The 19,924-nt window shown below is 71.1% G+C and carries 21 protein-coding genes and 1 other RNA gene; 14 read left to right on the top strand and 8 right to left on the bottom strand.

Annotated features, from left to right (window positions below; genetic code table 11):
- Nucleotides 1-49 precede the first annotated feature (49 nt).
- The 4 genes from ACTWQF_RS16435 to ACTWQF_RS16420 all read left to right on the top strand — a co-directional run bounded on the left by ACTWQF_RS16435 (nt 50) and on the right by ACTWQF_RS16420 (nt 4,222).
- Nucleotides 50-1,219, top strand: a complete 1,170-nt coding sequence (locus tag ACTWQF_RS16435; RefSeq protein ID WP_443280123.1) for an iron-containing redox enzyme family protein — start codon at nt 50-52, stop codon at nt 1,217-1,219.
- A 12-nt stretch (nt 1,220-1,231) separates the two neighbouring features.
- The gene (locus ACTWQF_RS16430; protein ID WP_443280122.1) at nt 1,232-2,005 is read left to right on the top strand and encodes a 2OG-Fe dioxygenase family protein; all 774 of its coding nucleotides are present in this window, start codon (nt 1,232-1,234) and stop codon (nt 2,003-2,005) included.
- Nucleotides 2,006-2,041: 36 nt separating this feature from the next.
- Entirely contained in the window at nt 2,042-3,157 is a 1,116-nt protein-coding gene (prfB, locus tag ACTWQF_RS16425) for a peptide chain release factor 2 (protein ID WP_443280121.1), read from the top strand.
- 252 nt (nt 3,158-3,409) lie between these two features.
- Nucleotides 3,410-4,222: a collagen-like protein gene (locus ACTWQF_RS16420; RefSeq protein ID WP_443280120.1), complete on the top strand. Its 813-nt coding sequence runs from the start codon at nt 3,410-3,412 to the stop codon at nt 4,220-4,222.
- An 83-nt stretch (nt 4,223-4,305) separates the two neighbouring features.
- Here ACTWQF_RS16420 and ACTWQF_RS16415 read toward each other — a convergent pair whose 3' ends face one another.
- Nucleotides 4,306-4,500, bottom strand: coding sequence for a hypothetical protein (locus ACTWQF_RS16415; RefSeq protein WP_443245992.1), 195 nt, complete (start codon nt 4,498-4,500; stop codon nt 4,306-4,308).
- A gap of 297 nt (nt 4,501-4,797) precedes the next feature.
- Here ACTWQF_RS16415 and ftsE point away from each other — a divergent pair, with 297 nt between their 5' ends.
- From ftsE to ACTWQF_RS16380, 7 genes are all read left to right on the top strand, one after another.
- On the top strand, nt 4,798-5,487 hold the full coding sequence (gene ftsE, locus ACTWQF_RS16410; protein WP_443280119.1) for a cell division ATP-binding protein FtsE: 690 nt from the start codon (nt 4,798-4,800) through the stop codon (nt 5,485-5,487).
- Nucleotides 5,488-5,513: 26 nt separating this feature from the next.
- On the top strand, nt 5,514-6,425 hold the full coding sequence (gene ftsX / locus ACTWQF_RS16405; RefSeq protein ID WP_443280118.1) for a permease-like cell division protein FtsX: 912 nt from the start codon (nt 5,514-5,516) through the stop codon (nt 6,423-6,425).
- Between the two features lie 68 nt (nt 6,426-6,493).
- The gene (locus ACTWQF_RS16400; RefSeq protein ID WP_443280117.1) at nt 6,494-7,837 is read left to right on the top strand and encodes a S41 family peptidase; all 1,344 of its coding nucleotides are present in this window, start codon (nt 6,494-6,496) and stop codon (nt 7,835-7,837) included.
- A gap of 27 nt (nt 7,838-7,864) precedes the next feature.
- Nucleotides 7,865-8,386: an SsrA-binding protein SmpB gene (gene smpB, locus ACTWQF_RS16395; protein WP_443280116.1), complete on the top strand. Its 522-nt coding sequence runs from the start codon at nt 7,865-7,867 to the stop codon at nt 8,384-8,386.
- Nucleotides 8,387-8,507: 121 nt separating this feature from the next.
- Nucleotides 8,508-8,880: a transfer-messenger RNA gene (ssrA, locus tag ACTWQF_RS16390) on the top strand.
- Nucleotides 8,881-9,079: 199 nt separating this feature from the next.
- Nucleotides 9,080-9,718, top strand: a complete 639-nt coding sequence (locus ACTWQF_RS16385) for a GOLPH3/VPS74 family protein (RefSeq protein ID WP_443280115.1) — start codon at nt 9,080-9,082, stop codon at nt 9,716-9,718.
- A gap of 59 nt (nt 9,719-9,777) precedes the next feature.
- Nucleotides 9,778-10,713, top strand: coding sequence for an oxygenase MpaB family protein (locus ACTWQF_RS16380; protein WP_443280114.1), 936 nt, complete (start codon nt 9,778-9,780; stop codon nt 10,711-10,713).
- A 23-nt stretch (nt 10,714-10,736) separates the two neighbouring features.
- Here the strand turns inward: ACTWQF_RS16380 and ACTWQF_RS16375 are convergent, their stop codons facing one another.
- The gene (locus ACTWQF_RS16375; RefSeq protein WP_443280113.1) at nt 10,737-12,041 is read right to left on the bottom strand and encodes an MFS transporter; all 1,305 of its coding nucleotides are present in this window, start codon (nt 12,039-12,041) and stop codon (nt 10,737-10,739) included.
- Between the two features lie 104 nt (nt 12,042-12,145).
- Between ACTWQF_RS16375 and ACTWQF_RS16370 the strand changes: the two genes are divergently transcribed.
- A complete protein-coding gene (locus ACTWQF_RS16370) occupies nt 12,146-13,120 on the top strand; it encodes a LysR family transcriptional regulator (RefSeq protein WP_443280112.1) in 975 nt (324 codons plus the stop codon).
- 31 nt (nt 13,121-13,151) lie between these two features.
- Nucleotides 13,152-13,766 carry a class I SAM-dependent methyltransferase gene (locus ACTWQF_RS16365; protein ID WP_443280111.1) on the top strand — a complete coding sequence of 205 codons (615 nt, stop codon included), beginning with the start codon at nt 13,152-13,154 and terminating at the stop codon, nt 13,764-13,766.
- Nucleotides 13,767-13,939: 173 nt separating this feature from the next.
- Here ACTWQF_RS16365 and ACTWQF_RS16360 read toward each other — a convergent pair whose 3' ends face one another.
- A complete protein-coding gene (locus tag ACTWQF_RS16360; RefSeq protein ID WP_443280110.1) occupies nt 13,940-14,698 on the bottom strand; it encodes an SDR family NAD(P)-dependent oxidoreductase in 759 nt (252 codons plus the stop codon).
- A 160-nt stretch (nt 14,699-14,858) separates the two neighbouring features.
- Between ACTWQF_RS16360 and ACTWQF_RS16355 the strand changes: the two genes are divergently transcribed.
- Nucleotides 14,859-15,491 (top strand): TetR/AcrR family transcriptional regulator, encoded by a 633-nt coding sequence (locus ACTWQF_RS16355; protein WP_443280109.1) that lies wholly within the window; start codon nt 14,859-14,861, stop codon nt 15,489-15,491.
- 205 nt (nt 15,492-15,696) lie between these two features.
- Here the strand turns inward: ACTWQF_RS16355 and ACTWQF_RS16350 are convergent, their stop codons facing one another.
- The 5 genes from ACTWQF_RS16350 to ACTWQF_RS16330 form a co-directional block, all read right to left on the bottom strand.
- Entirely contained in the window at nt 15,697-16,149 is a 453-nt protein-coding gene (locus ACTWQF_RS16350; protein WP_443280108.1) for a YbhB/YbcL family Raf kinase inhibitor-like protein, read from the bottom strand.
- A gap of 102 nt (nt 16,150-16,251) precedes the next feature.
- Nucleotides 16,252-17,493 (bottom strand): MFS transporter, encoded by a 1,242-nt coding sequence (locus ACTWQF_RS16345; protein WP_443280107.1) that lies wholly within the window; start codon nt 17,491-17,493, stop codon nt 16,252-16,254.
- Nucleotides 17,494-17,557: 64 nt separating this feature from the next.
- Entirely contained in the window at nt 17,558-18,106 is a 549-nt protein-coding gene (locus ACTWQF_RS16340; RefSeq protein WP_443280106.1) for an RNA 2'-phosphotransferase, read from the bottom strand.
- Nucleotides 18,107-18,166: 60 nt separating this feature from the next.
- On the bottom strand, nt 18,167-18,976 hold the full coding sequence (locus ACTWQF_RS16335) for an inositol monophosphatase family protein (RefSeq protein WP_443280105.1): 810 nt from the start codon (nt 18,974-18,976) through the stop codon (nt 18,167-18,169).
- A gap of 27 nt (nt 18,977-19,003) precedes the next feature.
- Nucleotides 19,004-19,675, bottom strand: coding sequence for a Scr1 family TA system antitoxin-like transcriptional regulator (locus tag ACTWQF_RS16330; protein ID WP_443280104.1), 672 nt, complete (start codon nt 19,673-19,675; stop codon nt 19,004-19,006).
- Between the last annotated feature and the right edge of the window lie 249 nt (nt 19,676-19,924).

The following is a 19,924-nucleotide window of genomic DNA, read 5'->3' as shown; positions in this document are numbered from 1 at the left end:
CGGCCTGGTGCCGGTACCCGCCCCGGAGCCGACTCCACGGGAGCACCTCATGACGGCGATCCCGGACCTCGTCCGCCCCACCAGCCCTGTCCTGCCCACCGCCCGTGGCCCGCTCTCGGCGGCCGTGCTCACCGCGCTGACCGGCGGGCGCCCCGAGACCGCGGCGCTGGTCCGCGAGGCCGGTGCGGAGGCCGGGCCGGAGCCCGGAAGCGAGGCCGCAGCCGCCGACCCGTACGGCGAGGACCTGCAACTGGCCCTCTATGTGCTCTACGAACTGCACTACCGGGGCTTCGCGGGGGTGCCGGAGGCCCGTGAGTGGGACCCCGAGCTGCTGCGGGTGCGCGGAGTGCTGGAGGACCGGTTCCTGACGGCCCTGCGCAGGGACGTCCCGGCCGGCCGTACGGTGGCCGACGCCTTCGGCGAGCTGCTGCTGGAGCCGGTCGGCCCCGTGGCGCTGCACGGCGACGACCAGCAGGAGAGCGTGGCCGCCCACCTCCAGCACCGCGGGGAGCTGTGGCAGCTGCGCGAGTACGCGGCCCTGCGCTCCCTCTATCACCTGAAAGAGGCCGACCCGCACGCCTGGGTGATTCCGCGGCTCGCGGGGCGGGCCAAGGCCGCGATGGTCGCCGTCGAGTACGACGAGTTCGGTGCCGGACGGGCCGAGAAGGTGCACGCCCGGCTCTTCGCCGAGCTGCTGCGCGACCTGGATCTGGACGCCACGTACGGGCACTATCTGGACGCCGCACCGGGGCCCGCGCTCGCGCCCGTCAACCTGATGTCGCTCCTCGGGCTGCACCGGTCGCTGCGCGGTGCACTGGTCGGCCACTTCGCCTGTGTGGAGGTCACCTCCTCGCCCGGCTCCCGCCGCCTTGCCGCCGCGCTGCGCCGCCTGGAGGCGGGAGAGGCGGCCCAGCGCTTCTACGACGAGCATGTGGAGGCCGACGCGGTGCACGAGCAGGTGGTGCGCCGGGAGGTGATCGGCGGTCTGCTGGAGGACGAGCCCGCGCTGGAGTCCGACATCGCCTTCGGCGCGGACGCCACGGTCTTCCTGGAGGACCGGCTGGGCGCGGCCCTGCTGGAGTGCTGGCGGGTCGGCGCCTCAGCGCTGCGCGTCCCCCTCCAGCCGCTCCCGCCGCCCGGGCCTTCCCCCGGCCTCCGGCCGACAGCTGCCCCCACGGCCTGGGCCGAGAGCCCGGATGCGGACCCTGACCGGGCATAGGAGGATTGCCGCATGGAGGACATTTCGGGTGCTCCGACGTTGCGGAGCGCGGGCGAGGTGGCCGAGGCCCGGAAGGCGCTGCTCTCCCGGCGTGTCCATGTGATGGAGCCCGCCGCCGTCTCCCGGTGCGTAGGCGCGGACGCGGCGGGCTGGCGCCGGTTCGCCGTCCACTGGGAGGACCTGGCCCCGGACGATTACGCGGCCAGGGAAGGCACCCACCGCCTTCGTCGGTACGGGCACTTCTCCCTGGACCGCACCGGGGCGCTGCGCCCGATGCCGCACCTGGCCTTCGCGCAGCCGGAGGACACCAACCCCCTCTACACCGGTGAGGACCGCCACTTCGAGCCGCTGACGGACGTCTTCGTCGCCGACCCGCTGTTCAAGTCGCTGATGCGGCTGCTGGGCCGGATCGCGAGCTGTCTGCAGGACGCCGACACCTGGAGCGTCAAGGTGCACCCCTTCCGGGTCGTCGCCTCGGCCGACAGCGCCGGGCTGCCGACCCCCGAGGGGCGGCACCGCGACGGGGTCACCCTGGCGACCTCCCTGATGATCGGCCGGGAGAACGCCGTCGGCGGACAGAGCAGCGTCTACACACCCGACGGTGACCGGCTCCTGGTCACCACGCTGGAGGAGCCCGGCACCCTGCTGCTCGGCGACGACCGCGCCACCCTGCACGAGGTCGGCCCGGTCCGTCCCGCGGACACCACCCGGCCGGCCCGCCGTGACGTCCTGGTGACCACGCTGACCGCACACCACAGCGCGGAGCGTGACGCCCAAGTGGGCTAGGGCTGGGGTTGCTGGCTTGCGGTTAGGGTGGGGAGCGTGGCAGTCGTCGATGTATCCGAAGAGCTGAAGTCCCTCTCCTCCACCATGGAGTCGATCGAGGCCGTCCTTGACCTGGGCAAGATGCGGTCAGACATCGCCGCGCTCGAGGAAGACGCGGCGGCCCCGGACCTGTGGGACGACGTCGAGAACGCACAGAAGGTGACCAGCCGGCTCTCCTACCTCCAGGGGCAGCTGCGGAAGGTCGAGGAGCTGCGCGGGCGGATCGACGATGTCGGGGTGCTCTTCGAGCTGGCCGAGAGCGAGGACGACGCGGACGCGCGCGCCGAGGCGGAGAACGAGCTGGCGGCCGTCCGCAAGACGGTGGACGAGCTGGAGGTCCGTACGCTGCTGTCCGGCGAGTACGACCCGCGCGAGGCGGTCGTCAGCGTCCGGGCCGAGGCGGGTGGTGTGGACGCCGCCGACTTCGCCGAGCAGCTGATGCGGATGTATCTGCGCTGGTCCGAGCGGCGTGGCTACCCCACCGAGGTGTTCGACATCTCCTACGCGGAGGAGGCGGGCATCAAGTCCGCGACCTTCACCGTCAAGGCGCCGTACGCCTACGGCACGCTCTCCGTCGAACAGGGCACGCACCGGATGGTGCGCATCTCGCCGTTCGACAACCAGGGCCGCCGCCAGACCTCGTTCGCCGGGGTCGAGGTGCTGCCCGTCGTCGAGCAGGTCGACCATATCGACATCCCGGAGAACGAGCTGCGGATCGACGTCTTCCGCTCGTCCGGGCCCGGCGGCCAGTCGGTGAACACCACGGACTCCGCGGTCCGGATGACGCACCTGCCGACCGGCATCGTCGTCTCCTGCCAGAACGAGAAGTCGCAGATCCAGAACCGTGCCGCCGCCATGCGCGTCATGCAGGCCCGGCTGCTGGCCTACCGCCGTCAGGAGGAGCAGGCCAAGATGGACGCCCTCAAGGGCGACGGCGGCAACTCCTGGGGCAGCCAGATGCGTTCGTATGTGCTGCACCCGTACCAGATGGTCAAGGATTTGCGCACCGAGTACGAGGTGGGCAACCCGCAGGGCGTGCTGGACGGTGACATCGACAGCTTCCTGGAAGCCGGGATTCGCTGGCGTAAGCAGCAGGAACAGACGCAGGGCTGACGGCGGATCAGTTCCGTATTCGATTCCGTTCAACGGTTCTTCGCTTGACGGGCATGTAAGAGCTGGGGAAAGCTGTTCGCTCGGCATGCCTGTGTCAGGGGCGCACGGACGGGGTGGAGAGAGCCCCGGTGAGCAAACGGCGGCAGTCCGGGGTGGGGGTACGCATTTTGCCTCGACGGGAAGCCCGGTGCGGGTCGCGCTCCACACGCAGCTGCCCCATCCACGAGTACAGCTACTGGGGGTAGTTGGAACATGAGCAAATCGAAGACGCGGCTGCGGGTCGCGCGGATAGCCGCTGCTGCGGTGTTCGCCGCCGGCGCCTCGCTGACCGCCGCGGGCGCCGCGCAGGCCGCGGGCCTGGGTGACACCGACGGTGCCACCAAGGCCGCCGAGGACGACGGCGGGTTCATCGGCGGCATCATTGGCGGCGGCGACAGCGGCAGCTCCGGCGGTGACGACGGTGGCACCTCCGGCGGTGACGACGGCGGCATCAGCGGCACCGTCACCATCGGCGGCGAGGACAACGGTGGCAACGATGGCGGTGTCGCCAACAACGGTGGCAACGGCAACGGTGGCAACGATGGCGGTGTCGCCAACAATGGCGGCAACGGCAACGGTGGCAACGATGGCGGTGCGGCCAACAATGGCGGCAACGGCAACGGTGGCAACGATGGCGGTGCGGCCAACAATGGCGGCAACGGCAACGGTGGCAACGATGGCGGTGCGGCCAACAACGGTGGCAACGGCAACGGTGGCAACGGCGGCAACGGTGGCGGCGGCGAGGAGCCCGCGACCACCGGCGGTTCCGGCGGTGGCGACGACGACACCTGCGACCTCGACGGCGACCAGGTGAACTGCGAGGGCGGCGGCGCCAACCCGGACAGCGAGGGCAGCCAGCCGGTCGAGGACAGCAAGCCGGCGGCTCCGGGCAAGAAGCAGGACGAGCTGGCCGAGACCGGTTCCAGCGAGACGACGTTCCTGCTGGTGGGCGCGGCGACGATGATCGCCGGCGGTATCGGCTTCCGCCTGATGCCGCGTCTGGCCTCGCGGCGTACTGCTGCCTAAGAGCTAGCTCACAACAGCGCGCTGGGTCGCGGTGGTCTCACGACCGCCGGACCCAGCGCGTTGGTGTGTCGCCGCGCGTGCGCTCAAGCCGTCGCTACGCGCTGTGCCACCAGCGCTACTGCTATCAGTGTGGCCAACAAGGCGATCAGTGCCGTGGGGGACAGGTGCGCCAGTGGTGCTTCCCGGTGCAGCCTCTCCCGGTGGGCACGGCACACGGCGCAGCGGCCCTCGCTCACGGGCCCCGCGCAGTTGGCACACACCAGTCGATCGCATGTCATGCGAACTCCTCCTCAGTCGCGCCAACGCCACCCGTGAGTGATTCGTTCCCCAGGGGTGCTCTCCACCACTCTGCCAGGTGAGGTGGCCTCCCGCCGAAACCACCAGTTCACGGGAACAAGCAGGCGGGAACAGGGAGGCACTGCGCGGGTGCAGAGAGTGCGCGCGGGTGCCGCGTGCGCAGCGCACCACGCTTCGCGTATGGTCGCCCACACCGCCCCCGGCAGACGCTGGGAGGCTTATCCAGGGGGCCGCACCGCGGCTTCCGTTGTCCCTACCCAGGTCGACGTGGTGTATCCGTGATCCGATTCGACAGCGTCTCCAAGTCCTATCCCAAGCAGAACCGTCCAGCGCTCCGCGATGTCTCGCTGGAGATCGAGCGCGGCGAGTTCGTGTTCCTGGTGGGCTCCTCCGGTTCCGGCAAATCCACCTTCCTGCGGCTGATCCTGCGCGAGGAGCGCGCCAGCTCCGGGCAGGTTCATGTGCTCGGCAAGGATCTGGCCCGGTTGTCGAACTGGAAGGTGCCGCACATGCGGCGGCAGCTCGGCACCGTCTTCCAGGACTTCCGGCTGCTGGGCAACAAGACCGTCGGCGAGAACGTCGCCTTCGCGCTGGAGGTGATCGGCAAGTCCCGCGGTCAGATCCGCAAGACGGTGCCGGAGGTCCTCGACCTCGTCGGTCTGGGCGGCAAGGAGGGCCGGATGCCCGGCGAGCTGTCCGGTGGTGAGCAGCAGCGCGTGGCCATCGCGCGCGCCTTCGCCAACCGGCCCATGCTGCTGATCGCCGACGAGCCGACCGGCAACCTCGACCCGCAGACCTCCGTCGGCATCATGAAGTTGCTCGACCGCATCAACCGCACGGGGACCACCGTTGTGATGGCCACCCACGACCAGCAGATCGTCGACCAGATGCGCAAGCGCGTCGTCGAACTCGAGTTGGGCCGCCTCGTGCGCGACCAGTCGCGCGGCGTCTACGGATACCAGCACTGAGGCACCAGCACTGAGGAAAGGACGCCATGCGCGCCCAGTTCGTCCTGTCGGAGATCGGCGTCGGTCTCCGTCGCAATCTCACGATGACCTTCGCGGTGATCGTCTCCGTCGCTCTGTCGCTCGCGCTCGCGGGCGGTTCGCTGCTCGCGCGCGAGCAGGTGAGCACGATGAAGGGGTACTGGTACGACAAGGTCCAGGTCTCCATCTATCTGTGCAACAAGAACGACGCCTCCTCGGACCCCAACTGTGCCAAGGGCGCCGTCACCCAGCAGCAGAAGAGCGAGATCAAGACCGACCTCGAGAAGCTCGACGTCGTGGACAAGATCTACTACGAGTCGGCCGACGAGGCGTACAAGCACTACAAGGAGCAGTTCAAGGACTCGCCGCTGGCCGACTCGCTGACGCCGGACCAGATGCAGGAGTCCTACCGCGTCAAGCTCAAGGACCCGACCAAGTACCAGGTCCTGCAGACCGCGTTCTCCGGCAGACAGGGCGTCCAGGAGGTGCAGGACCAGCGCAGCTTGCTGGAGAACCTCTTCAACCTCCTCAACGGCATGAACATCGCGGCGCTGTGTGTGATGGCGCTGATGCTGGTCGTTGCGCTGCTGCTGATCGTCAACACCGTGCGGGTGTCGGCGTTCAGCAGGCGCCGGGAGACCGGGATCATGCGGCTGGTCGGCGCCTCCAGCTTCTACATCCAGATGCCGTTCATCCTGGAGGCCGCCATCGCGGGGCTGATCGGCGCCGGGTTCGCCTGCGTGCTGCTCGTCCTCGGCAAGTACTTCCTGATCAACAACTGGCTCCAGCAGAAGATCGTCCTGATCAACTTCATCGGCTGGGACGCGGTGATCAAGGTGCTGCCGCTGATCATCGCCGTGGGGGTGCTGATGCCCGCGGTGGCAGCCTTCTTCACGTTGCGCAAGTACCTGAAGGTGTGACGCAGGACGCGGGGCGCCGTGGACCCAACGGCCCTTGCGGCGCCCCGCACTGGCCTACACTCCGGACCATGCCAGGCTCGTGGTTCCTCGACACGCGCCCGCGCCGGCCGCGGCGCGGGACCCTGACACTGGTCTTCGCCGGCGTGCTGGCGACCGGCGCGGCCACCGGAGCCTTCGGCGGAGAGCTGGCCGCGTTCGGCTCGGGCTCACCCGACAGCGCGGCCCACGGCGCGGGCCGCGCCGCACCGGGCGGCCCGCCGCAGGGCTCCGCCGATGCAAAGGGCGCACCGGCCGGCTCGGGCCAGGCCCGCGAGCGCGCCGGGGGCGCCGACGCGGACGCCGTCGTCAGCCGCAGCGGCGACCGCTGGTCCGCCGCCTATTCGGCCCGTGAGTACGAGGGGCTGCGGCAGGCCCTGGACGGCTCGTACGTGGGCGTCGGCATCTCCGTACGTCAGGCCCGCGGGGACGGAGCGGGCCCGGACGGCGGCACGGCCACTGCCACGGACCACGAGAGCGCCACCGACCGCAGGACCACCGCCGGTCGGTCGCCGCGCCGTACCGCTGTCGAGGTGGATCGCGTACAGCCCGGCAGCCCCGCCGACCGCGCCGGGGTCCGGACCGGGGACCGGCTGCGCTCCGTGGACGGTCACCCTGTGACCGGCAAGCCCGTCACCGCCGTCGTGGCGCTGCTGCGCGGCTCCGATCCCGCGTCCCCGACCGGCGCCGCCGAGCCCGGCAGCCGGGTCCGGCTCCACCTCACCCGCGGCGGCACCGATCTGCACCCCAGCCTTCGCCGCGAGCGGCTGACGACCGAGTCGGTGCGGGTGGACCGGATCGGTGACGGCGTCACCCGCGTCAAGATCGGCTCCTTCACCCGGGGCTCCGGCGAGCAGGTGCGCAGGGCGGTCCGCGAGCGGGTGCCCGCCGACGGCCCGGTCCTGCTCGACCTGCGGGGCAACTCCGGCGGCCTGGTCGACGAGGCGGTCACCGCGGCCGGGGCCTTCCTCGACGGCGGACTGGTCGCCACGTACGACGAGGACGGCACCGAGCGCGCGCTGTACGCCGAGGACGACAACGGCGCGGAGGGCGGCGCGGACGACGTAGAGCGGCGACCGCTCGTGGTCCTTGTGGACGGCGGGACGATGAGCGCCGCCGAGATGCTGACCGGCGCGTTGCAGGACCGGGGGCGCGCCGTGGTGGTCGGTTCCCGCACCTTCGGCAAGGGCTCGGTGCAGATGCCCCGGCCCCAGTCGGACGGTTCCGTCGCCGAGCTGACAGTCGGTCACTACACGACTCCGTCGGGTCGCGATGTGGAGGGGCGCGGCATCGCGCCCGATCTCCCGGTGCGCAGCCGGGGCGAGTCCACGGACCGGGCGAGAACAGTATTGAGTGGCCTCGAAGCCCGGTCGTAGTGGGAGAATGGCCTGGCTATGGCGAAGATGAAGACGACACGAACCCAGGCCAAAACCAAGGCCAAGGACGACAAGGATGTCCGGAAGCTCGTCGCGCAGAACAAGAAGGCGCGGCACGACTACCTCGTGCTGGACACGTACGAGTGCGGCATCGCGCTGACGGGAACCGAGGTCAAGTCCCTGCGCCAGGGCCGCGCCTCGCTCGTCGACGGCTTCGCCCAGATCGACGGCGGCGAGGCGTGGCTGCACAACGTGCACATTCCCGAGTATGCACAGGGAACCTGGACCAACCACGCGGCCCGGCGTAAGCGGAAGCTGCTGCTCCATCGTGCCGAGATCGACAAGCTGACCGGCAAGCTCCAGGAGACGGGCTACACCCTCGTCCCGCTCCAGCTCTACTTCTACCGGGGCCGGGCAAAGGTCGAGATCGCCCTGGCCAGGGGTAAGAAGGAGTACGACAAGCGGCAGACGCTCCGCGAGAAGCAGGACCGCCGGGAGGCGGATCGCGCGATGTCGGCCGCCCGCCGCCGCCAGCGCGCCAACGCCTGACCTTCCGGGGCCGCAGGAATAGTCCCGGGCGTCAAATGGTTGGCACCTGTGCGACATGGTCACGTATCATGGCCAGCAGCACTGCCCGCCAGGGTGCGTGTGCAGATTGTTAACTCAACACGGGGATGATCGGTTTCGACAGCGAACGTCGAAGCAGGGGAAGCGAGCCGAGGAACGCGGCAATGATCTCGTAAACCATGTGCCGCAAAAAAATAATCGCCAACACCAAGCGCGATTCCTTCGCCCTCGCTGCCTGAGCAGCGACCTGCGAAGTGTCAGCCCGGGGTAGTTCCCGCCCCGGTTCCTGGCATCAGCTAAGGGAACTCACCGCGTAGGTCCGGTCACGGGACCTACCGGGACATCACACAGTGACTGGGCCCGTCGGAGACTTGTCCGCGTGATCTCCGGGGCCGAGAAAATCGCAGCGGACTGCGCTCGGAGAAGCCCTGTTTCCACTTCGTTGGACGCGGGTTCGATTCCCGCCATCTCCACGAAGGCGAAAGGCGAGGTGTGCCCACGGAAAGCGTGGGCCGCCTCGCCTTCGTCGTTTTTGCGCGGCTTCGCCGCGCGGGGCGGGGCGGCGTCGGATGCGTGGGGTGCCTCGCGCTCCCTCTCGTGCCCCGGACAAGTCCGCCGCGACGGCGTCAGCCCTCGCCCTCGGCTCAGTCGCCAAAGCGTGCTCTGATAGAGGACATGGGACGGGGTACAGCAACGGACAACTTGCCGGCGCGGCTGTTTCTGCTCGCGTGCGACGCCGAGAAGGAACGGCTCAAATGGGGCGACGAACTGGGCTACGCGATACGCGCTGCCACGCTGGCGGAGCTGGAGGCACGGGGCTGCCTCAAGGACGACAAGGGCAAGGCCCGGCCGGCCGGAGGCCACCGCACCGGTGACCCGGTGCTCGACGGAGCGCTGCACAGCATCGCGGAGCATTCCCGTGCCCGGCGCTGGAGCACTCTGGTGCAGCGTGAGCGCCGCGAGACCTGCCTCGCGGTGGAGGAACAGCTGGCCGCGGCGGGGATCATCTCCGTCGAGAGCAGGACGCTGAACCGTAAGCGCATCATCGTGAGTGACAAGAGTCTGCCGGGGGAGCTGCGCAGGGAGGCCGTCGCCACGTTGACCGGCACGGAGCCGGTGGCGCGGATCGAGCCCACACGGGCGGCGCTGGCCTCGTTCGCGGCGCTGACCCGGCTGTGTCCGGAGCTGAGCTGGCGCGTGCGATACCAGAACCGCCGCCGTCTCAAGGAGCTGACGGCGCGGGCCGGGGTGGCAGGGGATGCGCTGAAGAAGGCGCTGAACGCGCGAGCCGCAGCCAGCAGCGGCGGGGGCTGAATTCATCGCCGGGGTATCTACCCTGGCGAAAGGGCGGACCGGAGCGGAAGGAGCGCCGCATGGTCCCGAGCGAAGCGTCAGGTCCGGAGCCTCTGGGGCCCTCGTCGTTGACGTGGAAGTACTTCGGGGACTGGCGCGGCGTGCTGCTGGCTCCGTGGGCGGGGGCGATGCAGAACATGCATCCGCAGCTCGGCGCGGGAGTCGCCGAGCACTCCCGGTTCTTCGAGGAGCGCTGGCAGCGGCTGTTCCGTTCGCTCTACCCGATCGGGGGCGTCGTCTACGACGGGCCCCGCGCTGCGGAGACGGCGCGTCAGGTGCGCGGGTACCACCGCACCATCAAGGGCACCGATTGTGAGGGCCGCCCGTATCACGCGCTGGACCCCGACACGTTCTACTGGGCGCACGCCACCTTCTTCGTCCTGACCCTGCTCGTCGCCGACCGGCTCGGTCCCGGGCTGACGGAGACGGAGAAACGGCAGCTGTTCGACGAGCATGTGCGGTGGTGGCGGCTGTACGGGATGAGCATGCGTCCCGTACCGGCCGACTGGGAGGCGTTCTGTGAGTACTGGACGCACATGGCCGAGAACGTGCTGGAGGACAACCGGCCCACCCGCGATGTGCTCGATCTGACGCTGATCGCGAAGCCGCCCGCGCTGCGGCTGCTGCCGGATGTCGTATGGCGGCTGGTGCGCGGCCCGCAGGCGCGGGCCTCCGTGTGGTTCACGGTCGGTTTCTTCCCGCCCGCCGTACGGCGCCGCCTCGGCTACACCTGGACCGCCCGCGACGAGCGCCGGCTGCGCAGGATCGGGCGGCTCATCCACCGGGGCTGGAAGCTGGTCCCTCCGTCGCGCCGCTACCACCCGAGGGCGCGGGCGGGCTGGGAGCGCGAGCGGGGTGCGAGGGACCCGGACGCGCCCGCGGTGGAGACGCCGGCCCGCAATCTGCCGCTGCCCGGGGAGCGGGACCGGCCGCAGCACTACTCGCCCCGCGTGTGAGAGCCCGGGCGACGGGCCGTGCGTCACCCGTGTGCAACGGGGCGGGCGGCCAAGAGGGTGGCGAGTACGGCAGCGGCGGCTGCCGCCGCGAGGGGGACGGTGTACGCCCACCCGGCGGAGCCGAGCGCTTCGGTGGCCCAGCCTCCGGTGGCCGAGCCGGCGGCGATGCCGCCGAGCAGTGCGGTGACGGCCAGCGTCATGCCCTCGTTGAGCCGCCCGGCCGGGGTGAGCCGCTGGACGAGGGCCATGCCGGTGACCATCGTCGGTGCCGTCGCCATGCCCGCCACCAGGAGCGCTCCGGCCAGCAGCGGCAGCGGCGCCGTCAGCGAGACGAGCAGCGGCAGGGTCAGCAACGCGGCCATGGCGCCCACGCATCCGGCCAGTCGGCGCCGGTCGGAGCGGGCGGGCGGCAGCGCGCCGAAGGCGAGCCCGGCGAGCGCCGAGCCGGCCGCCTGGCAGGCGAGGACGGCACCGGCCGCCGCGCGGTGGCCCTCCCCGTCCGCATGGGCCAGGGTGACCACTTCCAGTGCGCCGAACACCGCGCCGGTGGCGAGGAAGACCAGCAGCAGCGCGGGCATGCCGGGCTGCCGCAGCGGTGCGGGACCGGCATGGGTGCTGCTCGGACCCGGCGGCGGTTCGGTCGAGCGCTGTGCGAGGAACAGCAGCATTCCGGCGAGCAGCAGCCCGCACCCGGCGAGCGTTCCGGCCTGGGGGAAGAGCGCGGTGCACAGCAGGGTTGCGAGGACGGGACCGAGCATGAAGCACAGTTCGTCCGCGGCCTGTTCGAAGGAGTTGGCGGTGTGCCGGGCGGCTGTGTCGGCACGCAGCAGATACGCCCAGCGGGCGCGCGCCATGCCGCCGGTGTTGGGGGTGGTCGCGGTGGCGGCGTAGGCGGCGAAGAGCGTCCAGTCGGGCGCGTGCGTGCGTACGCACACCACGAGCGCGAGGGAGCCGAGCAGCGCGAGCAGGGTGGCGGGCAGCGCGATCCGCGCCTGTCCGTACCGGTCCACGAGGCGCGCCACGAGCGGTCCGGTCAGCGCGGTCGCCGCCAGCCCGGCCGCGGTGACGCTCCCGGCCAGCGCGTACGAGCCGCGCTCGCCCGCGATCATCAACACGGCGCTGACGGTGAACATGCCCATGGGCAGCCGCGCGAGCAGACCGCCGAGTGTGAAGCCGACGGTGCCGGGGCGGGCGAACAGCCGGGCGTACGGGTTGCGAGGCGGGCTTCTGCGGGGCGGCGGCGGTGCGGGCCGCGCCACGACGAGGGTGCTGCCGTGGACGGCGTACCGCAGGCGGGCGGGACGGGCAGGTCGGTGGTAGACGGGCATGCGGTACAGCGTTGCCGCAGGTGGGAGGCGGGGTCCAACACCTGTTGGCGGCCCTTTCACGCAACTGCGTTGTGAATCGCGCTGCCCGCGCTTACGGTCTCCCGGTGTCCAGTGATCTCTCTCCACGCCTGCTGCGGGCGTTCATGGCGGTCGCGGAGGAGCTGCACTTCACGCGCGCTGCCGCCCGGCTGTACGTGGCACAGCAGGCGCTCAGCCGTGATATCCGCTCGCTGGAGCGGGAGTTGGGTGCCGTGCTGTTCGTCCGCAGCACCCGGCAGGTGGCGCTCACTCCGGAGGGCGAGCAGCTGCTTCCGTACGCCCGGCGGGTGTTGGCGGCACACGACGAGCTGGCCGCAGCCTTCGGGCGGGGCGCGGCGGCGGGACAGCGTCCGCTGGCCGTCGATGTGGCGGCGCCCGTCTCCACCGGGCAGCGGGTGCTGGAGGCGGCGCGGGAGGCGGCGCCGCGCTTCGAGTTCGTCGCCCGCTACTACAGCGGTCTGACAGCAGCCGCCGCCGACATCCTCGCGGGCCGCCTCGATGTCGCCTTCGGCCGGGTGGCCGGGCTGCCCCGGGAGATGCTGACCGGGCTGGAGTACCACCTGGTGCGGTACGAGCGCGTCGCCGTACTGCTGCCGGAGCAGCACCGCCGCCCGGGAGCCGGGCCGGGCGAGATGCCGCTGGCGGCGCTGGAGGGGGAGACGCTGTACGCCGGTGCCGGGAACCCGGACACCGCCGAGTGGACCTCTTACGCCCGCGCGCTGTTCGAGGGGCGCGGCATCCGACTGGCGGCGCCGTTCCCGAAGATCGAGGGGGAGCGGGAGTTCGCCCGGGTGGTGCGGGGGAAGGGCTGGTCGGTGCTGGCGACCGAGGTCTTCATCGACATGGAGGGCATGGTGCTGCGCCCGCTGACCGAGCCGGTACCGCTGTCGCCGGTCTCGATGGTGTGGCGCCGGGGCCTGCGGCACCCCGGCCTCGCCGCGCTGCGTGAGACCGCACGGGAGTTGGGCGCCGCCGGCGGGTGGCTGCGCCGCCCCGCCGGAAGCTGGCTCCCGGCCCCGGACGATAACCTGCACCACTGAGGGCCGCTCGCGGGGCACTTACGATGACCCGATGTCCCGGACCGATCTGAAGCCGTACTGGAACACCAACGTCGCCCGCCATCCGGGCATCCTGCGCGCCGTTCCCGAGGGGTGCTCGGAGGCGCTGGACGTCGGCTGCGGGGACGGACTTCTGGCCCGGAAGCTGACCGGCCGGGCACAGCGCGTCACCGGGATCGACAGCTCGGCACAGATGATCTCCCGCGCCCGCGAACTCGCCGCCGGCCACCCGGAGCTGACCTTCATCGAGGACGACTTCCGCACCTCCGACCTCCCCGCCGCGGGCTACGACTTCATCTGCTCGGTCTCCACCATCCACCACATGGACTTCGAGGCGGCCCTCACCCGCATGCGTGAGCTGCTTCGCCCCGGCGGCACGCTGGTGGTCGTGGGACTCGCCCGTGAGGCGACCCCGGCCGACTGGGCGGCGCGGATCGCGACCCTCCCTCTCGTACGGATCACCAAAGTGGTGCGCCGCGCAAGCGGTCCGGGAGGGATGCCGGCCGCCGACCCGTATATGAGCTACGGGCAGGTGCGGGGCGCTGCGCGGCGGCTGCTGCCCGGTGTGCGGTATCGCTGGCACGTGCTGCGTCGGTACTCGCTGACCTGGCGGAAGCCCGCGCTTTGACGCGGCCCTCCGGTTGTTCCGGTGAGGGGGTTGCCCCTTGCCCGATCCCGCGGGCTGCGGGTCCGTTGTGGCTGGTCGCGCCCCCAAGTTCTCGGCTTCGCTCGAACAGGGGGACCCCCATCGCGGCGGAGCCGCATATGAACACAGCCCCGCGCCCCTTCGGGGCGCAGCCCTCAGGCGTTGGTGCCCGCGTCCACGGTGAAGGTGGAGCCGGTGGTGCCGGAGCCGTCCGGGCCGACCAGGTGGGCGACCATGGCGGCGATGCCCTCGGGGGTGCCGTAGCGGCCGAGGGCGGTCATCGAGCGCTGTGCGTCGGCCCGTGCGCCGCTGTCGGCGGGGTTCATCTCGGTGTCCGTCGAGCCGGGCTGGACGAGGTTGGCGGTGATGCCACGGGCGCCAAGGTCGCGGGCCAGCCCCCGAGTGAGGCCGCTGAGTGCGGACTTGGAGGCGGCGTAGAGGGTGATGCCGGGGCCTGGAACGCGGTCGGCGAGGTTGCTGCCGATCGTGATGATCCGTCCGCCCTCCGTCATGTGCCCGGCCGCCGTCTGCGCACCGAGCAGCGCGGCGCGCACATGGATCGCGAGGGTGCGGTCGATCTCCGCCACCGTGACGTCCTCCAGCGGGCCGCTGGGGAAGATGCCGGCGTTGTTGACGAGGATGTCGAAGCGGCCGAACTCGCGCGCCGTACGGTGCACGGCCTCCACGGGGTCGGTGGCCGACGCGCTGTCCGCCTGGATGACCAGCGCCCGGCGGCCGGTGGCGCGGATGTCCTCGGCGACCTCCTTGGCCCGGCCCTCCGCGCTGACGTACGTCAGAGCGACGTCTGCGCCGTCCGCCGCGAGCCTCCTGGCGACGGCCGCGCCTATCCCCCTGCTCCCGCCGGTGACCAGCGCTGCCTTGCCGCTGAGCGGGAGTGTCGATGTCGACGTCATGGCTGTCCTCTTTCGTGTCGCATACGGAGCCGCAGAGTTGCGGGAACGGCAGCCCTGCGGAGCCGCTCACCATTTATGTATCGAGCGCTCAATAATTAACGCAGCGAGTATCCTCGGCAGTCAAGGGCTTTCGGTAGCGAGCGCTAAATAAAGTCGATCCGTGCACAGGAAGGGGCCGGTGATGGCGGCACGCGGACGGCCACGGGCCTTCGACCGGGACGCCGCGCTCGAACAGGCGATGCGCGTCTTCTGGGAGCGCGGATACGAGGCCACCACGATGGCCGAACTCACCGAGGCCATGGGCATCAGACCGCCGAGCCTGTACGCCGCCTTCGGCTCGAAGGAGGGCCTCTTCCGCGAGGCGGTGGAGCTGTACGAGCGGACCGACGGCACGATCAGCTGCGTCGCACTGTCCGAGGCGCCCACGGCCCGCGAGGGGGTGCATGACGCGCTGCGCAGCAATGTGATCGCCTACACCGACCCCGACAAGCCGCGCGGCTGCATGATCGTCCTCGCCGCCACCAACTGCACCCCGGAGAACGAGGGCGTCCGCGCCCTGCTCGCCGAGGACCGCCGGGGGACCGAGCGGATGTTCCGCGAGCGCGTGGACCGCGGGATCGCGGAGGGCGACGTCCCGCGCGGCACCGACAGCCGCACGCTCGGTGCCTTCTACGCGACCGTTCTGTTCGGCCTCTCCGTCCAGGCGAAGGACGGCGTCCCGCGCAGCGAACTGCTCGCCGTCGTGGACGCTTCCATGGCGGCCTGGGACACCCTTACGGCGGCGGGACGGTAGCCGTCCGGCCGGCCATATGCCGGGCCGCCGCCCCGTCCCTCCCTTGCGTCGGCCAGGGGGTGCCCCTGCCCGGCGTCCGCAGGCTGCGGCGTGCTCCCCCAAGCTCTTCGAGCAGGGAGGTACCCCCAGGCTGGTCGCGCCCACGCGGCGGAGCCGCACATGAACACAGCCCCGCGCCCCTTACGGGGCGCACCCCCGATGAGCGTCAGCGCTGGTAGAGGCCGACGAGGTTGCCGCTCGCCAGGGCCGCGCCGTCCACCGCGCGGTGCACGTCCTCGGCGGAGGCGTTGTCGGGGACCTGTACGGAGTCGGGCAAGGCGTAGAGCCGGAAGAAGTAGCGGTGTGCCTCGTCCCCCGCGGGTGGCTGCGGGCCGCCCCAGCCGGTCCCGCCGAAGCCGTTGGACAGGGGAGTGCCGCCCGGCGGCGTCTCGCCGGGCTCCACCGACCGCACGTCCGGGGCGATGCCGGTGACCAGCCAGTGCACAAAGGTGCCGGACGGCGCGTCCGGATCCTCGCAGAGCAGCAACTGCTCGGCGGTGCCGTCCGGTACGCCGGACCACTGGAGGGGAGGGGAGGTGTCGTCGCCGTCGCGTGTGTAGCGGCGCGGGATGATCGCGTGGTCGGTGAACGCCGTGCTGGTGAGTTCGATGCCTGCCATGCACGGACGGGTATCCCGGATGCGGCCTGGGGTACCGCGCCGTGGGCCAGCTAGCCGACGAAGACCCACCCACCGGGGGGGCCGCGGGCCCGGCGGTAGAGCTCACCCCTCGCGACCCCCTGTCTCCCTCGCCCGCCACCCGACGACCGGCACCACCAGCAGCGCCACCGCACCGCCCACCGCCAGTACCACCGACGGCGACGAACGGTCCAGCAGCGTGCCGCCCGCCAGCGCGCCCGTCGAAATGGTGGCCTGGAACGACGCGGTGAACAGTGTCGAGGACGCCTCGGCGGCCCCCGGCGCGGCCTTGGCGAACAGGGTCTGGGAGCAGACCGGCACGGCGCCGTAGCCGACTCCCCACGCCACCAGCAGCACGAACGCGCCCACTTCCCTCCCCCAAGCTCCTCCGACGAGCTCCGGAGCAGGGAGGTGCCCCCAGTCGAGCACCGGCAGCAGCAGCGTCGCGGCGGCGATCACCGCTGCTGCTGCCGCGAACGTCCCGTACGGCCGACGGGCGGCGGCCGGGCCGCCCAGGAAGTTGCCGAGCATCCCCGCGGCTCCGTACGTCAGCAGCGCCAAGGTGATCAGCCCGGGACCCGCCTGTGTGACCTGCTCCAGGAACGGTGTGACGTAGGTGTACGTGCCGAAGTGCGCCAGCACGATCAGGAACGTGACGAGCAGCGCGAACCGCGTACCGTTCTGCCCGAGCTGCCGGCCGAGCGTACGCAGCCGCGTGGCCTGCTCGGGCGGGAGCGGCGGCAGCACCGACCACAGCGCCGCGAAAACCGCCAGCGACAGCACCCCCATCGCGGCGAATGCCGTCCGCCACCCCGCAACGTCCCCCACGAACGTGCCCAGCGGCACCCCGAGCACCGAGCCGAGCGGCACCGCCGCGAAGATCACCGACGTCGCCCGCCCCACCGCCGGCGCCGCGGCCAGCCGCGGCGCCAGCCCCGCCGCGATCGACCAGAACCCCCCGATCGTGACCCCCACCGCGGCGCGCGAGACGAGAATCCAGCCGTAGCCGTCAGCCGTAGCGGCGACGAAGTTGGCCAGCGCCAGCAGCAGCATGAACGCACACAGCATCCGCCGCCGGTCCACCCGCGCCGTCGCCGCCGTCACCAGCGGCGCGGAGACCGCCGCCAGAAAGCCGGGCATCGTCATCATCAGCCCGGCCATCCCGTCCGAGACGGTGAAGTCCGCGCCGATCGACGTGAGCAGCCCGATCGGCAGGATCTCCGTCGTGACGAGGGAGAACAGCCCCGCCATCACCGAAACCACGGCCGGCCACGACGTCACCGGCGACCGCTTGGCCGCGCGTTCCTCTGTGAGCACTGTGTCCATGCCACGAGTTCAGCAAGGCCGCCGCGCAAGGGCTGGCGGGATCACGCCCTCAACGAGCCGAGCCTCAGCCGGGGAAGCTGAGATAGCGAGGCGGCACGGCAGCGGTGAGCCACACCCCGTTCTCGCTCCGGTGGAACACATACCCCTGCTCGTGCATGTGTGCCGCGGCGACCGTCAGCACGACGGCACGCCCCCGGCGGGCCCCCACTCGGGTCGCCGTCTCGCGGTCCGGCGAGAGATGGACGGCATGCCGCGCCATGGGGCGCAGCCCCTCCGCGCGGATCGCGGCGAGGAAACGGGGCACGGTGCCGTGGAAGAGCACCGGCGGCGGCGCCAGCGCCGGGAGCTCCAACTCGACGTCGACGGTGTGCCCTTGGTTGGCGCGGATTCGGGTGCCGTCGGCCGAGAGGGCGTAGCGCTGCTTGTCATTGGTGACCACCACCTCCTCGAGCTCGGCCCGCGTGAGGGGGAATCCGTGCGTCGCGGCGGCAGCCAGCAGCTCGTCGATGCCGGCCCAGCCCTGCGCGTCGAGGCTGAGCCCGATGCGGGCGGGGTCATGGCGCAGATGGCGCGCCAGGTACTTGGAAACGCGGACGTTCCGCTTCTCGTTCATAGCCGACTTCTCGTTCATGTACGACGAGGATGACGCGTGCGCGGCACCGTCCGCATCGGGTTATCGGGCCCGCTGCTCCCTGACCGCCGCCAGCAGCGCGGCGTGCGTCTGCTGGTCGGCCGCCACGATCAGGCCCCCTGCGCCGCTGTGCAACGGTCGGCCGTGGATGTCGGTCAGCACGCATCCGGCGGCAGCGCACAGGGCGATCCCGGCGGCGAAGTGCACGCTGTCGCGCAGGTCGCCGTCGGTGACGTAAGCCGCCCTCCGACCGGCGGCCACCCAGGCGACCGCCAGGCTGGTGGAGACGACGCGCGGCCGGAAGTGCTCGACGAACCCTGGGGTGGTCAGAAGACCGGCCGCCTGGAAATCCGGTGCGTTGGGGAACGGCGGGTCGACGTTGAGGTCCACCAGCCGCGAGTCGGGCGAGGGTGCCAGTTCCTCCTCCACACCGCCGTGGCGGAGGTGCGCGCGTTCCCCGTCGGTCCAGAACACCTCGCCGGTGAACGGATCTGCTGCCGCGGCTGCTGTGATGTCGGCCCCCACCCGTAAGGCCACGTTCACCGCGACCAGCCTGGTGCGGGCGGCGTAGTTCAGCGTGCCGCACAAGGGATCGACCAGCCATCTGCGCTCCGCGTTGTCCGCGCCGCTGTGCCCGCTCTCCTCGGCCGTCACAGCGTCGCCGGGGCGAGCGGTGCGGAGGACGCCGAGAATGGCCTCCTCCGCCGCGAGATCCGCGGCCGTCGCGAAGTCACCCGCGGACTTCTCGAACCGCGCTAACGACGCCCCGTACATCTCGCGAGCCACCGCCGCACCCGATTGCGCTGCCTTCACGGCCAGTTGGGCATCAGTTTCCGGGTTCCCTGTCAGCATGCGCCGCAGGGTATCCGCGAGCGAGTGTCAGTGCTCGGGGCCTGCTTTCGCGGGTGATGCGACGGCGGGAGCGTAGGGGGCCTCGGCGCCCAACCGCGCTCGCACAGCGCAGGTTTGACGGTACGTCTGCACCAGTACCAGGAAAGCGCGGACGTGGGCCTCCCGGCCGAGCGGCATGATCTGGATTGCGAGTCCCGGCAGATCCGGGTCCTGCCGCAGACGGCGCAGCTGCTCCCGGCGCACCCCGTCGCCGCCGAGCCGATCCATGAGTACGGCCTCAGAGATGATGAAGCTCGTGGAGGGCGGGATCCTCCGTTGGAGGATGCCTTGTCGGGCCATTCGCCCTGTGACCTGCACCTCCACCTCGTCCGGCTCCAGTGGCGGCTCCTTGCTCCGGAAGACCGCTCGGGCGTAGTCCTCGGTCTGCAACAGCCCAGGAAGGGGCCTGGTTCTCGAACCAATCGATGGCCACGGCCTCCTGCTCCCGGTCGATGTACTCCTCCGCCCATAGCAGGTACTTGTCGAGCTCCGGCATGTGCTTGACGGCGACCGCCAGCGCTCCCTTCGTCTCCAGGAGCTCGTCAAACTGTTCGGCCATGTCGTTCTTCCGGCACCCTCGACCTTGCTCGATGGAAGCGATGGGCTCTTGATCCAGACACGCCTGCCCGGCAAGCGACCGCTGGATGTAGCCCGCCGCACGGCGGTAGTGGGCGAGGATCTGCCCGACCATCTTCATGGCGGAGGCGTTCTTCGTACGCTTCTTGGGTGGCATAGCCGTGTCTCTCCCCCAATTCCGAGAGCACTTTTACCGTCGGGAGCGGCGCTCCGTTCCACGCGCGCGGGCGTTCGTGGGGGCGGCGCTCGCGACTGGGAGGCGGCGGCACGCTGCGACAGCGTACTGCTGTGTGTCAGGGAGATGGCGACGAACGCGCTGCTGCACGGGGTGCC

Origin of the sequence: Streptomyces sp. 8N114, assembly GCF_052245835.1 — a bacterium.
In the GTDB taxonomy this organism is placed as follows: domain Bacteria; phylum Actinomycetota; class Actinomycetes; order Streptomycetales; family Streptomycetaceae; genus Streptomyces.
Note: the sequence above shows the minus strand (reverse complement) of the source record. Positions and strands in the feature narration are given on the sequence as shown.

What these genes read in the sequence shown, in the direction of transcription:
- ACTWQF_RS16435 (WP_443280123.1), top strand. Translation starts at nt 50, where the DNA reads ATGACGGCGATCCCGGACCTCGTCCGCCCCACCAGCCCTGTCCTGCCC.
- ACTWQF_RS16430 (WP_443280122.1), top strand. Translation starts at nt 1,232, where the DNA reads ATGGAGGACATTTCGGGTGCTCCGACGTTGCGGAGCGCGGGCGAGGTG.
- ACTWQF_RS16420 (WP_443280120.1), top strand. Translation starts at nt 3,410, where the DNA reads ATGAGCAAATCGAAGACGCGGCTGCGGGTCGCGCGGATAGCCGCTGCT.
- ACTWQF_RS16415 (WP_443245992.1), bottom strand. Translation starts at nt 4,500, where the DNA reads ATGACATGCGATCGACTGGTGTGTGCCAACTGCGCGGGGCCCGTGAGC.
- ftsX (WP_443280118.1), top strand. Translation starts at nt 5,514, where the DNA reads ATGCGCGCCCAGTTCGTCCTGTCGGAGATCGGCGTCGGTCTCCGTCGC.
- ACTWQF_RS16400 (WP_443280117.1), top strand. Translation starts at nt 6,494, where the DNA reads ATGCCAGGCTCGTGGTTCCTCGACACGCGCCCGCGCCGGCCGCGGCGC.
- smpB (WP_443280116.1), top strand. Translation starts at nt 7,865, where the DNA reads ATGAAGACGACACGAACCCAGGCCAAAACCAAGGCCAAGGACGACAAG.
- ACTWQF_RS16385 (WP_443280115.1), top strand. Translation starts at nt 9,080, where the DNA reads ATGGGACGGGGTACAGCAACGGACAACTTGCCGGCGCGGCTGTTTCTG.
- ACTWQF_RS16380 (WP_443280114.1), top strand. Translation starts at nt 9,778, where the DNA reads ATGGTCCCGAGCGAAGCGTCAGGTCCGGAGCCTCTGGGGCCCTCGTCG.
- ACTWQF_RS16375 (WP_443280113.1), bottom strand. Translation starts at nt 12,041, where the DNA reads ATGCCCGTCTACCACCGACCTGCCCGTCCCGCCCGCCTGCGGTACGCC.
- ACTWQF_RS16365 (WP_443280111.1), top strand. Translation starts at nt 13,152, where the DNA reads ATGTCCCGGACCGATCTGAAGCCGTACTGGAACACCAACGTCGCCCGC.
- ACTWQF_RS16360 (WP_443280110.1), bottom strand. Translation starts at nt 14,698, where the DNA reads ATGACGTCGACATCGACACTCCCGCTCAGCGGCAAGGCAGCGCTGGTC.
- ACTWQF_RS16350 (WP_443280108.1), bottom strand. Translation starts at nt 16,149, where the DNA reads ATGGCAGGCATCGAACTCACCAGCACGGCGTTCACCGACCACGCGATC.
- ACTWQF_RS16345 (WP_443280107.1), bottom strand. Translation starts at nt 17,493, where the DNA reads ATGGACACAGTGCTCACAGAGGAACGCGCGGCCAAGCGGTCGCCGGTG.
- ACTWQF_RS16340 (WP_443280106.1), bottom strand. Translation starts at nt 18,106, where the DNA reads ATGAACGAGAAGCGGAACGTCCGCGTTTCCAAGTACCTGGCGCGCCAT.
- ACTWQF_RS16335 (WP_443280105.1), bottom strand. Translation starts at nt 18,976, where the DNA reads ATGCTGACAGGGAACCCGGAAACTGATGCCCAACTGGCCGTGAAGGCA.